Genomic DNA, 15,572 nt, shown 5'->3' with positions numbered 1-15,572 from the left:
CCGAAAACAACCGATGCCGCAGAAGATTGTGCATCGCCAGACGCAACCTGCCCGGTTTTCGGCCATGCACTTTCCCAAAACCGCTAGAACCCGGCGACTTTTCCCCACTGCGAATCATTAAACCGTTCAAGTTTATATTGCCGGGTTTCGGTAATCGGCTTGCGCGCCATCAGCATATCGGCAATCAGGTGCCCGACCCCCGGACCAATGCCAAATCCATGCCCCGAAAGGCCAGCAGCCAATGTCAGGCCCGGAATGGAAAGGTTGCTATCAATCACCGGCACACCGTCTGGCGTGCTGTCAATATACCCGGCCCACGCCGCCTGCACCGCGATATCTTCAAACGCGGGTATCAACTTGCGCGCATTTGCAAGGGTTTCGTTGATCAGGCGCTTGGACGGACGCGGATCAAGAATCCGGACACGTTCCATCGGGGTTTGTGCATCCAGGGACCATTTCTGACGCGTTTCAAAACCGGCATTCCATGCCTGTACTCCCCCCGGCGACAATACCCGCCAGCGTTTGGCAAACATGGGTAGAAAATGCTTCACCCCGAACATGGCACCGGGCGTAATATCAAGATTGGCGCGCCCGGAAATGGCCAGGGTATATGCCCCGTCACTGCGACGGGTTATGGAAACATCCTTTGTATGCAAGGCTGGCGGGATGCCCTTTGCCCCCGGTGCAACAGACATAATCGAGCTTCTGACACTTGCCTGCGGAAAGGAAATACCGGTCTGGTACAAAAAGCTCGACGCCCAGGCTCCCCCCGCCATCACCACCTGCGGGGTTTTGATGATACCCTTTTCCGTCACAACCCCCGAAACTTTGCCGCCACTTGTTTCGATACCACGGGCGGCACAGGATTGAATAACATGGCCCCCGTGTTTGACGACACCCTGGGCAATCAGCGGGGCGGCACTTGCCGGATCGGCAATACCATCGGTTGGCGACCAGACACCGCCCAGCCAGGTTTTACCGGTGGCCTGCCCGCGCTCGGTTGCTTCTTGGGAACTCAGGATTCGTGTATCAACGCCTTCGCCCCGGGCAAAGCGGCCCCATTTATCCCAGCCTTCGATCTCTGCCGGATTGTTCGACAAATATAACAACCCGCACCGCTGGAAACCTATCCCGGGGCCAAGATCGGCCATGATTTCTTCCCACAGGGCAAGGCTTTTGGTTGCCAGAGGCAATTCGCGGGCGTCGCGGTTTTGCTGGCGGCACCAGCCCCAGTTGCGGCTGGACTGTTCGGCGCCGACCCGCCCCTTTTCAAGCAGCACAACCCGCATTCCACTACGCGCCAGCCAATAAGCCGTACAGACGCCAACGATACCTGCACCAATAACCACACAGTCCGCGTCAGCAGGCAAATTTGAACTTGTCTCTATCTTCAACAATGGTGCTGGCATATATTTATCTCCTCTGCTGAGACGAAACATACACCGGCTTTTTCAGTCACCTATGCCGGATTGGCCATAAAAAACGGCATTTCCTGTCGAATAAAGTTGACTTGCATCTTGGGCTGGATTTTACAGAGACGTAATGATGACGACTATCAGGGAACCCTTAAATGACATCCGACTATAAGCTTGATCGGATTGATGTAAAAATTCTGTCTGAACTACAGAAGAATGGTCGCATAACGAACGTTGAGCTGGCTGAACTCGTTCACCTATCGCCGTCCCCCTGCCTTATGCGTGTGAAAAAACTGCAAAAGGCCGGCTATATTTCCGGGTATGCCGCACAAATCAATGTGGCAAAGCTGGGTGAAACACTCACGGTGTTTACCGAATTCACGCTCACAAACCACCACCAGATCGACTTTGCCCGCTTTCAGGATGCCCTGAAACAAATCGAAAGCTGCGTTGAATGTCATCTTATATCGGGTGGCTACGATTATCTGACAAAGTTCGTCACATCCGGGATCACCGAATATCAGGAAATCATTGAAATGCTGATCGACAAAAATGTCGGAATTGACAAGTATTTCAGTTATGTGGTGATCAAAAGCCCGATCGTCAGAAGCGAGATTCCCTTAACCAAACTGTTTGGCAAGCATCTGTGAAAAAAGCCCGGTATTTTTCGCCGGGCTTCTATCATCAATGTCTCAAGACGTTTCAGGTCAGCGATCAGCCATTTGTGCCGCAAAAACCGGATCGGCATCCACCCTGTCAAGCCAGCCGGTATCCAGTTTTGGGATCGATGAAATCAAAAGCTTGGAATACGGATGCTGTGCCTTTTGTGACATTTCGCTGGCAGGCAGGGCTTCAACGACTTCACCTTGCAGCATCACCAGAACATCATCACAAATGGCCTCGACGGTTGAAAGATCGTGGCTGATGAACATGTAGCTCAGGCTCAGTTCACGCTGCAATTCCTTGAGAAGGTCCAAAATCGCCGCCGCCACCACGGTATCAAGTGCCGAAGTGATTTCGTCACACAAAATGAGTTCCGGTTCGGCGGCAAGGGCACGGGCCAAATTGATCCTTTGTTTCTGCCCGCCCGAAAGTTCTTCGGGCAAACGATGGCGAATATTTGCCGGAAGCCGAACCATATCCAGAAGTTCGATCACCCGCCGTTCCTTTTTTGCCCCACGCAGACCGTGATAAAAAGCCAGCGGGCGCGCCAGAATGGATTCAATCGAATGCGCCGGATTAAGCGCCGTATCGGCAAGCTGGAAAACGATTTGATTCTTTTGTAGTTGCTCTTTGGTGCGATCCTTGATGCCCGCCCCAAGTTCCTTGCCATTAAACAGGGCATACCCCCGATAGGGTTTCAGGATGCCGGCAACCGCCCGGGCCAGTGTCGATTTTCCCGACCCGGATTCACCAATAACCCCCAGATTTCGTCCGCGCTCTAGTTTGAAGCTGACATCCTTAAGAACCTTTGCCACCGGTTCACCATCCTTGGTCGGACCATAACCGGCATACAGTTCGTGAACCTCCAGCAGGGGTTCTGCATCTGCTTCGCGCTGGCCCTGTGCAACATGGGTCGCGGGTTTAAAGGCGTTTAACAGGTCTTTGGTATAGTCATGCGCAGGTTCATTCAAGATCTGGTCAACATCCCCTTCCTCCTGAACTTCACCGCCCCGCAAAACGACAATCCGGTTGGCAACCTGCGCCACCACGGCAAGATCGTGGCTGACATAAACACCGGAAATGCCTTTTTTCGCCATCACGGACTTAAAGGCCCGCAAAACCTCGATCTGGGTGGTCACATCCAGTGCCGTTGTCGGTTCATCGAAAATCACCAGTTCAGGATCGCCGATCAGCGCCATTGCCGCCGAAAGACGCTGCAACTGCCCCCCGGAAACCTGATGCGGATACCGCTTGCCAATCGTTTCGGGATTGGGCAGCCCCAGGGCGCGAAACAGCTCGACGGCTTTTGTCTCAGCCTTGCTTCGGCTCATCAAATGATGAATTACCGTAATCTCGATCACCTGGTCGATAATCCGCTTGGACGGGTTAAAGGCCGCTGCAGCAGATTGTGGAACATAGGCAACACCTGTTCCGCGAAACGCTGCAAGCTGACGTGATGTCATGGACGTCACGGCATTGTCCCCGACACGAATGTCACCGCTGGCAATGTGGCATCCGGTGCGGGTATGGCCCATCAGGGACAAGGCGATCGTTGTTTTGCCCGAACCGGATTCCCCGATCAGCGCAACCATTTCACCAGGGGCAACATCAAATGAAACCCCTTTGATGATTTCAACCATGCGCCCGGAATCAGTCCTGGCGTTTACGTGTAAATCCTTGACGGAGACATGGGGTTTTTCAGTCATTTATTCGCTCCTGTCGCGGATTTTTGTCGGCAGATTATCGATGAACATATTCACCGAAATCGTCAGCGAGGCGATGGCAATTGACGGAAAGATCACCGCCGGTGCCCCAAAACTCAGCGCGCCAATATTTTCCCGAACCAGCGCGCCCCAGTCCGCATTTGGTGGCTGAACACCAAGGCCCAGGAAGGAAAGCCCCGAAAGAACCAGAACGATAAAGACAAAACGCAACCCCAAATCAGCCAGAACCGGCCCCAGGATATTGGGGAAGATCTCGCGGATAATAAGATAGGGCGTGTTTTCGCCACGCGCGCGGGCAACGGTAACAAAATCCATTGTATTGACATTCACCGCCAGTGCGCGGGCAAACCGGTAGGAGCCAGGCATATAATTGGCCGCCAGTGTCAAAATCAGCACCGGAATGGAGGACCCGACCGCCGCAACAACAACCAGACCAAACAACAGGGACGGAATACCGTTAATCGCATCTAACAGGCGCGACAGGATCATATCAAACCAGCCGCCAATAACGGCAGCAATCATGCCCAGAATCACCCCGATTGTGCAGGCGATCGTAACAGCGGCAAGCGAAATGCCAACCGTATAGCGCGCGCCTAGCAGAATACGCGAGAACATGTCGCGCCCCAGATAATCGGTTCCAAGCCAGAATTTTGACGTCATCGGACCAAAATAGTCCCAGTCAACGATTTCTCCGGGGGGATGGGGCGATATCCAGGGGCCCAGAATTGCAACAGCCAACCAGAACAGAATGATCCCCAGACCAATACGCCCGACAATATTAAAGGAATATCCCTTGCTTCGGGGCGCGGGTGACGAAGAGGCAATCGACATATCGGATTTCATCAGCGCAACCTCGGGTTCGACAAAATGGCAATCAGATCCGCCAGGGTAATCAGCGAGAGGTAGCTGACACAAAATAGCATCGCACAGGACTGGATCAGCGGCAGGTCGCGGGTTGACACCGCATCAACCATCAGCTTTGCCACACCGGGATAATTGAAAATCGTCTCGACGATGATCACGCCGCCAACCAGATAACTCAAAGACAGGGCAACGGCATTTGCGATGGGCCCCAGGGCATTGGGCAGCGCATGAACCAGCACCATGCGCGTGCGCGACGCCCCCTTTAGCAGGGCCATTTCCACATAGGGCGTGTTGATGGTTTCAATCACTGCCGCGCGCGTCATCCGGATCATTTGCGCGGAAACAACACATGACAGGGTAATAACCGGCATCGCATATGCCCGCAGCATATCGGAAAAAGAACCGACATCGGCGCCAAAGCTCAGGGCGGGCAACCAGTCCAGCCAGACGGCAAAAATAAGGACCGACAGGGTGGCAACCATGAATTCGGGCACGGAAATCACCGAGATCGTCAAAACAGAGACCATTCTGTCAAACGGGGAGTTACGCCACATCGCCGCCCCGATCCCCAGGAACAGCGAAACCGGTACAGAAACAAGCGTCGTCACACCGGCAAGTTTGAGCGAATTGGTCAAACGGCCATGAATCAGTTCCGCGATAGGCATGTTGTTGGCATAAGAAATACCAAGGTCGCCATGAGTAAGACCGATCAGCCAGAACAGAAACCGGTGAAATGCCGGTTCATTCAGGCCCATTGCCTCACGCAGTCCAGCCACCGCTTCGGGGGTTGCCGCCTGTCCCAGCAAAATCTGGGCAACGTCACCAGGCAGCAGTTCTGTCGCAAAGAAAACGGCAAATGACACGATGACAAGCGTCAACAAGGCAATCGCCAGTCGCTTTGAAACCTGAACCAGTAAATAGAGTGAGATAAACGATTGTCTCAAAGAGAACCCCCGTCGCAAAACTTTCCAGAAAAGAACTGCCTGCCCGGCTTGCACCTGGCAGGCAATTCCAGCAAATCAAAGGTTTATGACTTCAGCCAAACATATTCGGCAAAAGCATATCCCATCATGCCGCCAAGCGGGTTGGGCCGAAGACCTTCCACCTTGGAGGAAACGCCATCAACGTTCGACAGCCAGGCAGGAATAACCGTTCCCGCCTCTTTGGAAATCATTTCCTGCAATTCCCAGTAAATCGTCGAACGTTTGTCTTCATTCAGTTCGCCGCGTGCCTCGAGCACCATGCTATCGAATTTATCCGATTTGTAACGGCTTTCATTCCACGGCGCATTCGACATATAGAAAAGCGAGAAGAGGATATCGGGGGTCGGGCGCGGGTTGATGTTGCCGAAATGAATCGGAGATTTCAGCCAGTAATTTGACCAGTACCCGTCCGATGGCACCCGTTCGACTTTCAGCTTCATGCCGATCTCGGAACCAGCCTGCTGGATGACAGTGGCCATATCCACGGCCGAGTTTGCCGCATCAGACGTAACGATCGGAATTTCGGTACCAACAAGCCCGGCTTTTTTAAAGTGGAAAAGGGCTTTGTCCGGGTCGTAGGCACGCGGTTCCAGATTGAGATTATAATAACGGTTTGACGGCGGAATGGGCTGATCATTGGCGATTTCGCCCAAGCCACGCAGGACCGAATTCTTGATCATGTCGCGGTTGACAAGGTTTTTCATGCCTTCGACAAAATCAAAATGAGTGCCCGGATCCTGATCAAGGCGAATGTTCAAATCCGTATAGTTGCCCGAGGTCGAAATGGATGCCCGAACCGAATCATTACCGTCAAGCATGCGCATCGAACGCGGGTTTAAGTTGGCTGCAAGCTGAATATCCCCGGACAGCAAAGCGTTAATACGTGCGCTGTTGTCGGTGATGGCAAAAAACTCGAAGCTTTCAAGATAGGCTTTTTGCGGTTTGAAGTAGTTTTCATTGCGCACGCCAATCGACCGCACACCCGGTTCAAAGGTTTTGCAGGTAAATGGTCCGGTCCCGTTTGCCGTCGTAAAATCGGTCGTCCCGTCAGCCAGAATCATGAAATGATGCAGGGCGAGAATTGTCGGCAAATCGGCATTTGCAGCAAGCAAACCAATTTTGACCGTCAAGTCATCGACTTTTGAAATTTCAGTCATCTGCTCGGCAATGGAATGGGCTTTCGACCCGACCGATTTATCAAGATGACGTTTCAGAGAATAAACGACGTCATCCGCATTCAGCGTTTTGCCGTCATGAAACTCAACCCCGGACTTGAGTTTGATTTCCCAGGTCTTGGCGTCTTTGGTATCAATTTTGTCGGCCAGTTCCATCCTGACGATCCCTTTTTCATCAAGGAATGTCAGCCGGTTATAAAAAGCGCAACACCGCACATAGTCGGTTGCATTCGATGCCTTTGCCGGGTCAAGGGTGTCAGCCGTCGAAGATGACCAGCCCGCAGCGCGAATATGCCCGCCCGAAACCGGTGTTGCCGCCAGCGCATTGCCAGCCCGCAGTAAAATGGACCCGCCAGCAGCAGCACCCACGCCCGAAACCATCATGAATTTTAACAAATCGCGGCGTGATGCACCACGACGCAGCATGTCTTCAACCATCGAATCATCGCGGTTTGTCCAGTTTGTTGGTTTACTCATCGCTATATCCACCTTCCCTGATAAAAGATAAATGAGCCATCATGATCTTTTTGCCACGTATCAGCCCTGTTAACTTCATGCGCCAAAAGCTTCTTCGGCTGCTCTGGCCAGCTCGATCAGCGCATGAAAATGGTAATCGGGTTGCGTAAATTCGCTGGGTTCGATCGTGCCCCCATAGCCCTGTTGCCCGTGACGGCGTTCGATCCAGACGTTTGTCATCCCCAGTTCCCGGGAAATTCCAATGTCATGATGCTGGCTTTGCGCCGTATGCAAAATGTCGTCCCTGCTGCCACCCTCTTTTTCGACATAGTCAAAAACCTGATGAAAGAAGGCGGGGTCGGGCTTTTCCGTCCTGGTATCGTCCGTCGTAAAACCCGCCCAGAAGGGCGCGTTCAATTTATGTGCGTATTTGTCAAAAGCCCAGCGACGGGCATTGGTCATGGCAATCAGCTTGTAATGCTTTTTCAAAATCGCCATCGCCTCAATACTGTCGGCAAAGGGTTGTGCTTCTCCGACTGCATCGATCATTAACTGTCGGTATTCTTCCGTATCCGGAAGTGAAAATTTCTGAGCGATCCTTGAATAGCAACGACCAAGATCGTCCGGGAACAGTCCGGCATCAGGTTCGTAGCGGGCGTCCCGATAGACCGGCAACACCGCCTCGCCATCCAGGACCACACCTTCCCTGCGCGCAATTTTGGCAAGGCCATCCTTGATTGCTCCCTCGAAATCGATCAGCGTCCCGACAACATCGAAGGTTACATATCGAAATTCGGATAGAGGTTTGGTCGCAGCATCATTCACCATAGGGGAAACCCTCTCGCACCAGCACCGTTAAACCTGTATCAGACGGCAATGTCAGACTGGATCGTTTCGGGGGAAATCGGCGCAAACCGGCTGTTTACAATGTCTTTGGCTGAATGGATCAACCGCCGGACACCCCGACTTCCGCCTCCCTGCAATTTTTTCTTATCGTCAACTTTCTACCCAAAAGCCCTGCTCGAAACGCCGAAACATGGGGCAGGCGCAGAATATTGTTCTTTTTTCGTCGTCAAAGCGGCATATTTCACCACGCGGGCTGATCTTGACGCCTAGTAGCCCAAATTTTGATCAACCCGTCCCGGAATCTCTTCTCCGCCCCGGTCAGCCCTGATTACCGCAAGAACATGCCGTGCGCCTTGTTCATAATCGGTAACAGAACCAATATGTGGCGTAATGATAACCCGTGGATCCGACCAGGCCCAATGCCCCTTGGGCAAGGGTTCCGGGTTGGTCACATCCAGCATGGCGCTTTCGATCCGCCCGTTTTGCAGGGCAGTATGAAGGGCATCCATATCAAGCTCCGCACCGCGCCCGGCATGGACAAGCCGACTTCCCATCGGCAGTTTTTCAAAAAATGCGCCCGACATTAACCCGCGTGTCTGGTCGGTCAGGGGCAACAGACAAATCAAAAGATTGCTCTGGCCCAAAAACCGGTCGAGATCCCTTTCGCCGTAAACAGGCATTCCCGCAACAGAACGGCCCGAACGGCTCCAGCCACAGACATCAAAGCCAAGATCAATCAGTGTTCGGGCAACCGGCAGACCAACCCGCCCCGTGCCCATGATGCCAATACTGGTTTGACGCGTCGCAAGACCAGCATGCGCCTGCCATATTTCCCTGGTGGACTGTTCAATATAGGTTGGCATGCCGCGATGAAGCATCAGGGTTGCCATCACCACCCATTCCCGGACCATCCCGTCAATTTGCGAAGAAACAGTTCGTGACAACTGAACCCCGCCGGGCAGCGCGGGGATCTGATCGACCCCCGCCCCGATACTGATCACAACCCGCACATTGGGATAACGGGCAATATCAGCCGGTGGATACCAACAGGCAATATGCGTGATGGCGGCAGGATCCGTTACCGCCTCCTCGCCAATCACCATCTCCTCGCCGGCATCGGCAAAGATTTTTTGCCAGGCAACCGCCCGTTCCGGTGTTGATAGATACAACAGCGCCATCAGCGCATGGCCGCAATAATTTCCGGATCATCCAGCGTTACATCAAGCACGCGACGGGTCCGTTCGACGATCTGGTCAATTTCGTCATCGGTACAGCATAACGGCGGCGCATAGCCAAAAACACCCTGCGGGAATGACCGCACAATCAGGCCATGCTCCCAGGCCCGGTCCAACAGGCGGGTGGCAGGCTGGACTTCGGCGGGCAACGGGGTTTTCTTTTCCTTGTCGACCACAAGTTCAACGGCCGCCAGCATCCCGCGTCCACGCACATCCCCCACCAGCGGATGATCACGCAGACCTTCCAATCCGGCCATCAGGCGTTTCCCGGCCTCGATACCACGTTCAAACAACCCGCCCTCATAAAGCCTTAAAACCTCCAGAGCGACGGCGGCCGAAACCGGATGCGCCGAATAGGTAAAGCCATGTCCCACAGCCTTGGGACCTGCGCCCTGAGCAATCGTTTCATAAACACTGTCGGACATGAAGACGGCCCCCATCGGCGCATAGCCAGCGGTCAGGCCTTTGGCGACCGTCATCAGATCGGGCACAATATCCTCTTCAAGGCAGGCAAATATCGGGCCGGTACGGCCAAAGCCGGTAATAACCTCGTCAGCCACAAACAGGATGCCGTATTCAGCGCAGACATCGCGCATCGCCTTGACCCAGCCCGTGGGTGGCACCAGCACGCCGCCGGAACCCTGAATCGGTTCGGCATAGAATGCGGCCACACGATCCTCGCCAAGCTCGGCTATTTTTGCGCGTAATTCCGCAACGGAGGCTTCGATAATCGCCTGCGGGTCCGTGCCGACCGGATTGCGATAAACGTAATGCGATGAAATTTTATGTTGCCACGCATAAGGCGCGCCAAATCCGTCATGGAAAGCCGGAAGGGCCGTCAAGCCTGCACCCATCGTTGACGAACCATGATACCCCTGTTCAATCGAAATGAACTGGTCCCGGTTTGGCTGCCCCTTGGCATGCCAGTAATAGCGGATATAGCGGATTGTACTGTCAACCGCGTCCGATCCGCCGAGCGTAAAATAGATATGATTAAGGTCGCCCGGGGCACGATCGGCCAGTTCCGATGCCAGACGGATCGGTGCTTCGGCCCCGATGTCGAAATAACCGGTCGCATAGGGCAATTCGCGCATCTGGCGCGCGGCAGCCTCGACAATGCTGTCCTGACCATACCCGGTATTGACACACCACAAACCGGCAAAACCGTCAATCAATTCGCGCCCTTCGCTATCGCGAACAATCGCCCCCTTGGCCGATTTGAGAACGCGCACACCGCGGGCTTCATGGCCGCGAAATGATGAAACCGGGTGGACCAGATGCTGGCGATCCAGCTCAATCAAAGAATTGGTTAACATTGCAAACTCCAAATTTGCGATCAGCCAAGCGCCTGGGAAACCAGGGCATATGTTTTCACGTCTTGTGGATCACGTCGTTTTGCGGCGCGCGTCATGGACAGCCCGCCTCCCGCATGGGCAAGGCCCAATTTTTCAATAAAGCCGGACAATTCATATTCTGCGGGCACATCCAGGCGCAAAAACGCCCCTTCACATCGGACGGCTGCCGCGGAAATCAGGGTCTTGGCCGTTTCCGTGCTGTTGGCTACAATCGGGCCAACGACCTGGCCACGACCAAACCGGCGCAACATCGCAAAACCGCCATCGGCAATCAAAACGGTACCGCCTGCCAGGGCGATGCCTGCCAGCAACTTTGCGCGTGACATTCCTGATGCCGCCATATCCATCTGGCAAATTGCCTCCAGATCTGCCGCCATAGTGTCGGCATCTGCCTCACGCACCGTTTCATCCAAGGCGGGCACTGGGCCGACAATCCCCTGATGCTGCACAATGCGACCCTGCCCGACGAAGCCCATTTTCTCGTAAAGCGGGATACCGTCCTGGGTGGCGACAAGGCGCTGTTCACGGTCGCCGGCAATCGCGATGATTTTTTCCATCATCAAACGGCCAAGCCCCCGTCCGCGCATGCGACCATCAACAACGATCATATTCAATGTCGCAACATCACCAAACAGCGAGCAAAGCGATGTTCCCACAATTTCACCGTCATAAAGGGCGACAACCCCCTGGGAGACCGACAGGGTCAAGGCCCAGTCTTCCACCCGGTGAGGCCAGGATTCCGCCTGGGACAAACGCCACGCACCTTCAAGGTGATCGGTGGTAAAAGGAACGATCTCGACGCCCTCGGCACGTTTTTGCAAATGGGTTCGGTCTGTTGTCATTGTCCAGAAATTTCCATCGTCATTGTTTTTAGAAATTACATCCGATCAGGCAGCATGTTTGCTTTGATCGGGTGCTGCTGCGGCACTATTCATTGCAGCCCGGCATGATCACCGCATGATATGCCGTTCTCACACCGAAAGCCTGTTTCCCAGGGCCAGGATCATATCTGCCGTGGCCATCAATTCCGAAACGGTCAAATATTCCTCGGGTTTGTGGGCCCGGGAAATGTCACCCGGCCCGCATATGATGGCCGGAATACCGGCCGCCTGGAAAAGCCCCGCTTCCGATCCGTAGCTTACGGCAGCAAGAGGGGCATGCCCGGAAATGACTGTCATCAACTCCGCCAGCGCATGATCCTGCGGCAGGGCCAACGCCGGATAGGATGAAATCCATTGCGCGGCCAGCTTTGCAGGGCCCGCCAGATTTTCAGCTTCAATCACATCCAGAATCGGTGCGAACAGGGCCTTCGGGTCAATGCCGGCAATGGCCCGGCATTCCATTTGCACTTCCGCGTGGTCGGGAATGATATTCACCGCCTGCCCGCCCGCAATCGTTCCAACCTGCAGGCTGGAGCAAGACGGTGAAAAACGCGGGTCAAACGGCCCCTGTTCCAGCAATTTTGCCTGGTTTCGGGCTGCAACCAAAACCGGCAACATGGCGTGAATGGCGTTCACGCCCAAATCGGTGCGCGAACTGTGTCCTGAAATGCCTTGTGCCTCAACATGCAGGGCAGCCTTGCCTTTATGGGCCAGGACAGGCACCAGCCCCGATGGTTCGCCAATAATCGCCCCCAGGGGCGGAGCACACAGATCTGGCAGGGCGGAAATCATGTGCGGGACACCGCGACAACCAATTTCCTCGTCATAGGACAGGGCCAGATGAATGGGCGTTTCAGGCTTCATGGCGACGAGATTTGGCACCACTGCCAAAATGGCCGCGACATATCCTTTCATGTCACAGGTTCCACGGCCAATCAGCCGTCCGTCTTCATGCTGGCGCATGATGAACGGATCGGCCTGCCATTCCGGTTCGCCCGCCGGGACAACATCCACATGCCCCGACAGGATATAGCCGGGTTTTGACGGATCACCGATCGTGGCAAACAGATTTGACCGATTCCCTTCGGGCCCTGGCAGCACGTGAGTGACAACACCATGCGCCTTTAGATAGTCCGCGACAAATGCCATCAAATCCTGATTGCTCGTCCCCACGACCGTGGGAAAGGAAACGAGGCGATCGAGCATCTCGACCGGGGTCACATTCTGTCCAGTCATTTTCGGCCTCAGGATGCAATAACGAAAATTTTCCGAACGGTTTCAATCGTTCGCCACTGCCCGACAAAGCCCGGCTTCATGACAAAGCTCTCACCGGCTGAAAATCTGTGGCTCTCCCCGCCATCCTCGCTAATTTCGACCACCCCCGAAAGGATATGGCAAAACTCAAAGGTATCGCCCTTGATCGAAACAGTGGTACCCTGTGTTGCTTCCCAGATACCGCTTCTGATCTGCCCCCATTTGGCGACCTCGGCCAGGGCCGCATCAAGTTCCCAGGTTTTAAAATGAGGATTGCCTTCTATAAGACGTTCCGGCAAAGCCGCGTTTTCACGCGGGGCAAAAGAAGGCGCAACATCAAGCGGCACAAGTTTGCTCACGGTTTTAAATCCTCTATCCGGGAAAAGGCAGCCAATGCCGCCACACGATATGTTATCTGCGATCCCTATACCCTGCCCGAGCACCGGCAGTGACGCGCACCAAAGATTTTTCTTTTGCGGCATCGCGTGCCGTGCCGGTGTGAACAAACGCAATTTTCTGCTCTGGAAACGTCAAACGCGGCAATCACTGTCGCCGTAATGGGACAAGGATATTCACATCAATCTTTCAGGGAGTACAAAAATGACATTCCGCCCCAAATTCATTACTTTTGACTGCCACGGCACCATGATCAAATTTGATATGGCAGGTGCTGCCCGTGATCATTACGGGCATATGCTTTCGGCCGAACAAATGGATATTTTCATCGAGAACTTTTCGGCCTATCGCCTTGACGAAGTGCTCGGTGCCTGGAAGCCCTATGCCGAAATCGTCTATAATGCGCTGGAGCGGACATGCAAACGCAACAACATCGCCTTTGACCCGAAAATTGCCGAAGACATTTATAACCGTGTCCCGACCTGGGGTCCGCATCCTGATGTTCCGGCGGGTCTGGCCAAAATCGGCGATAAAATTCCGCTGGTTGCCCTGACCAATTCCATGAACGAACAGATCCCGCATAATATTGCCCGCCTGGGCACGCCGATTGCGCATGTTTTCACCGCCGAAAGTGCCGGTGCATACAAACCGCAAATGCAGGCCTTTGAATATATGTTCGACCAGCTCAATTGCGGGCCGGAAGATATTTTGCATGTATCCTCAAGCTTCCGTTATGACCTGATGACGGCCCATGACCTTGGCATTCGCAACAAAGTCTGGGTTAATCGCGGTCATGAACCGGCCAATCCCTATTATGGCTATACCGAAATTGCCGATGTCTCCGGTCTGGCCGCCGTCGTCGGACTGTAAGCCAGGAAACGTGCAATGAAATATGTGTCCTACTGGCATGACAGTTCCACCCCCTTTGCGCTCGGCCAAACCGGCCCTGTTGAGGGAAAGGTTGATGTTGCCGTCATTGGTGCGGGCTTCACCGGCCTCAATGCCGCACGAAAACTGGCGAAGGAAGGTGTAAATGTTGCCGTTCTTGAAGCCGGCCAGGTGGGCTCGGGTGGATCAGGGCGCAATGGGGGACACCTTAATAACGGTATTGCGCATGGTTATGCCGACGCCCAAAAACATCTGGGCGCAGATCGCGCAAAGACCCTTTACAAGGCCTATGATTCCTCGATCGACATGATCGAGGAACTCATCGCCGAAGAAAACATTGCCTGCGACTTCCGTCGTTCGGGCAAACTCAAACTGGCCTCAAAGGCCTCCCATGTGGCCGGGCTTAGGGCCAATTTCGAGTTGATTAACAAAGAAGTCGATCCGGATACCAAATGGATCGACAAAAACGATCTCGCATCCGAAATCGGCCCGCAAATTTTTCATGGCGGCATGCTTTATGAAAAATCGGCGATGATGCATATGGGCCGGTTTGTGAATGGCCTGGCTGACGCCGCCCATCGCCACGGTGCCAAAATATGGGAAAACGCCCCGCTTACCGGCCGGTCCCGAAATGGCAGCATGTGGGAACTGACAACAGCAAAAGGTAAAATTCTGGCCGATCGGGTTATCGTGGCAACAGGCGGCTATACCCGACGGGAAAAAAAAGCACCGCTTGGTTATTTCCGCAAACGGATCATTAGTGTCGGCTCCTTTATCATTGCCACCCGCCCGCTGACCGATGCAGAAATTGCCGCGACCGTGCCGGGCAACCGCACCTATGTGAATTCAATGAATATCGGCAATTACTTTCGCCTCTCTCCCGACAATCGGCTTATTTTTGGCGGCCGTGCCCGGTTTTCGGCGGTATCAGACCAGAAATCAGATGCCAAATCGGGCGACATTCTGCGTAGAAGCATGGTTGAAATCTTTCCGCATCTGGCACATGTCGATATTGATTATTGCTGGGGTGGCCTTGTTGGCATGACCCAGGACCGCTTCCCGCGGGCGGGTGAGGCCGATGGCATGATCTATGGCATGGGATATTCCGGCCACGGGGCACAAATGTCCACCCTGATCGGCCAAGTTCTCGCCGATCTGGCAATGGGGCGGAATGACACAAACCCGCTGGCAGATCTCGATTGGCCCGCCATTCCGTTCAATAGTGGAAAACCGTGGTTTCTGCCCCTTGTTGGCATGTGGTTTGGTCTCAAGGATCGACTGTCTTAATCTGAAGCGATTTGCCTTCAAGTGCACAAAAACAGCACCAAAACAAAGGCCTGGTCTCATCAAATCAGGCCTTTGTACATTAAGAGCAAGCCGGATGCTTCTTCGTGCTGTAAATGAGAAAAGGCCCGCAATCTGCGCGCGGCTTCGCCG

Annotated in this window: 14 protein-coding genes; 3 read left to right on the top strand and 11 right to left on the bottom strand. The window is 54.1% G+C overall.

Annotation, left to right across the window (positions count from 1 at the left end; genetic code table 11):
- Positions 1 to 83 precede the first annotated feature (83 nt).
- A complete protein-coding gene (locus TH25_RS03105) occupies positions 84 to 1,409 on the bottom strand; it encodes an NAD(P)/FAD-dependent oxidoreductase (protein WP_114086985.1) in 1,326 nt (441 codons plus the stop codon).
- Positions 1,410 to 1,570: 161 nt separating this feature from the next.
- On the opposite strand from TH25_RS03105, the gene TH25_RS03100 reads away from it, so the two are divergent.
- Positions 1,571 to 2,065, top strand: a complete 495-nt coding sequence (locus TH25_RS03100) for an Lrp/AsnC family transcriptional regulator (RefSeq protein WP_114086984.1) — start codon at positions 1,571 to 1,573, stop codon at positions 2,063 to 2,065.
- Between the two features lie 57 nt (positions 2,066 to 2,122).
- Here TH25_RS03100 and TH25_RS03095 read toward each other — a convergent pair whose 3' ends face one another.
- The 10 genes from TH25_RS03095 to TH25_RS03045 form a co-directional block, all read right to left on the bottom strand.
- A complete protein-coding gene (locus TH25_RS03095; RefSeq protein ID WP_114086983.1) occupies positions 2,123 to 3,784 on the bottom strand; it encodes an ABC transporter ATP-binding protein in 1,662 nt (553 codons plus the stop codon).
- On the bottom strand, positions 3,785 to 4,645 hold the full coding sequence (locus tag TH25_RS03090; RefSeq protein ID WP_114086982.1) for an ABC transporter permease: 861 nt from the start codon (positions 4,643 to 4,645) through the stop codon (positions 3,785 to 3,787).
- Positions 4,645 to 5,610, bottom strand: a complete 966-nt coding sequence (locus tag TH25_RS03085) for an ABC transporter permease (RefSeq protein ID WP_258549012.1) — start codon at positions 5,608 to 5,610, stop codon at positions 4,645 to 4,647. The genes TH25_RS03090 and TH25_RS03085 overlap by 1 nt, the downstream gene beginning before the upstream one ends.
- Positions 5,611 to 5,693: 83 nt before the next feature.
- Positions 5,694 to 7,301, bottom strand: coding sequence for an ABC transporter substrate-binding protein (locus TH25_RS03080; protein WP_114086981.1), 1,608 nt, complete (start codon positions 7,299 to 7,301; stop codon positions 5,694 to 5,696).
- Between the two features lie 75 nt (positions 7,302 to 7,376).
- Entirely contained in the window at positions 7,377 to 8,108 is a 732-nt protein-coding gene (locus TH25_RS03075) for an HAD-IA family hydrolase (protein ID WP_114086980.1), read from the bottom strand.
- 284 nt (positions 8,109 to 8,392) lie between these two features.
- Complete coding sequence (locus TH25_RS03065; protein ID WP_114086978.1) at positions 8,393 to 9,304, bottom strand: 2-hydroxyacid dehydrogenase; 912 nt, start codon at positions 9,302 to 9,304, stop codon at positions 8,393 to 8,395.
- Entirely contained in the window at positions 9,304 to 10,677 is a 1,374-nt protein-coding gene (locus TH25_RS03060; RefSeq protein ID WP_114086977.1) for an aspartate aminotransferase family protein, read from the bottom strand. The genes TH25_RS03065 and TH25_RS03060 overlap by 1 nt, the downstream gene beginning before the upstream one ends.
- 20 nt (positions 10,678 to 10,697) lie before the next feature.
- On the bottom strand, positions 10,698 to 11,558 hold the full coding sequence (locus TH25_RS03055) for a GNAT family N-acetyltransferase (protein ID WP_114086976.1): 861 nt from the start codon (positions 11,556 to 11,558) through the stop codon (positions 10,698 to 10,700).
- A 129-nt stretch (positions 11,559 to 11,687) separates the two neighbouring features.
- Complete coding sequence (argE, locus tag TH25_RS03050; RefSeq protein ID WP_258549011.1) at positions 11,688 to 12,833, bottom strand: acetylornithine deacetylase; 1,146 nt, start codon at positions 12,831 to 12,833, stop codon at positions 11,688 to 11,690.
- Positions 12,834 to 12,841: 8 nt separating this feature from the next.
- Complete coding sequence (locus tag TH25_RS03045) at positions 12,842 to 13,210, bottom strand: cupin domain-containing protein (RefSeq protein ID WP_114086975.1); 369 nt, start codon at positions 13,208 to 13,210, stop codon at positions 12,842 to 12,844.
- Between the two features lie 241 nt (positions 13,211 to 13,451).
- Between TH25_RS03045 and TH25_RS03040 the strand changes: the two genes are divergently transcribed.
- Positions 13,452 to 14,117 (top strand): haloacid dehalogenase type II, encoded by a 666-nt coding sequence (locus TH25_RS03040; RefSeq protein ID WP_114086974.1) that lies wholly within the window; start codon positions 13,452 to 13,454, stop codon positions 14,115 to 14,117.
- Between the two features lie 15 nt (positions 14,118 to 14,132).
- Positions 14,133 to 15,422 (top strand): NAD(P)/FAD-dependent oxidoreductase, encoded by a 1,290-nt coding sequence (locus tag TH25_RS03035; protein WP_114086973.1) that lies wholly within the window; start codon positions 14,133 to 14,135, stop codon positions 15,420 to 15,422.
- The last annotated feature ends 150 nt before the right edge of the window (positions 15,423 to 15,572 follow it).

Source organism: Thalassospira profundimaris (assembly GCF_003326755.1).
GTDB lineage: Bacteria > Pseudomonadota > Alphaproteobacteria > Rhodospirillales > Thalassospiraceae > Thalassospira > Thalassospira profundimaris_B.
Note: the sequence above shows the minus strand (reverse complement) of the source record. Positions and strands in the feature narration are given on the sequence as shown.